Below are 777 nucleotides of genomic sequence, written 5' to 3'. Positions count from 1 at the left end.
TCGCTATACGACTCTGTGCAGATAAATTTAGGTATGAGCTACCGAAATATTTGACAAACCGTAGGTGACCGTGCAATACTTTCTCCAACTAAACGGTAGCGCGTACCGAATACTGTAAATTCGTAAATGGAGTCTAACCATGTCTCGGACTACTCAACATTTCGCCAAAAGACTTTCGCAGCGAGGAATTCGCACTCGCGCCGTTGATGTCGTTCGCCGCTTCGGGTGCAAGGAAGGCGATCGAGTGATCCTCAACGCTCAGGCGTGCCGCATCGCAAGCGAGGCGCTTGCCAAGCTCAAGCGCGACATTGACGAAATCGGTCAAAGAGGCGGCTATGTTGCCGTTGAAGCCGACGACGCCCTCATTACTGCTTACAGACTCAACAGTTTCAGATTCTGACCATGCAGCAATACTTGACTGAATTTAATTCGCTCGTTGCGAACTGTCCCAACTGGTTCAACGTTCAAGTGCTCCGCATTGCTCTCTACGGTATTGCGACGAACCGAATTCAGGCGGGCATGGGCGAAACGACGCCGGACTTCATCACTCGCCTCGTCGATGATGTAGAGCTCAACAGAGTGATCTTTGCGGGCCCCGGTCAAAGCAAGATTCGCGACTTTGCCGACGTGATCGACGGGATCGAAAAGGATGTGGCAGAGCGCGGAGAGTCCGCCGTTATCAAGACGTATATTTTTGATGCGGGCTCGAGCATCAAAAACCGGTCGCAGGCTACGTACCCTGTGGAAATGTTGACGGCGCTGCCGCACTGGCTGCGT

The 777-nt window shown here is 52.5% G+C and carries 2 protein-coding genes; both read left to right on the top strand.

What is annotated here, in order from left to right; all coding sequences use genetic code 11:
• The first annotated feature begins 139 nt into the window (after positions 1–139).
• The gene (locus tag H6A60_RS11970) at positions 140–400 is read left to right on the top strand and encodes a hypothetical protein (RefSeq protein WP_205104928.1); all 261 of its coding nucleotides are present in this window, start codon (positions 140–142) and stop codon (positions 398–400) included.
• A gap of 14 nt (positions 401–414) precedes the next feature.
• The coding region (locus H6A60_RS11965) for a hypothetical protein (protein WP_205104927.1) at positions 415–777 on the top strand (363 nt) is incomplete at its 3' end.

It is taken from the genome of Sutterella massiliensis, from assembly GCF_016899755.1.
Lineage (GTDB): Bacteria > Pseudomonadota > Gammaproteobacteria > Burkholderiales > Burkholderiaceae_F > Sutterella > Sutterella massiliensis.
The sequence above is the reverse complement of the archived record's forward strand: the minus strand, read 5'-3'. Positions and strand labels throughout refer to the sequence as shown.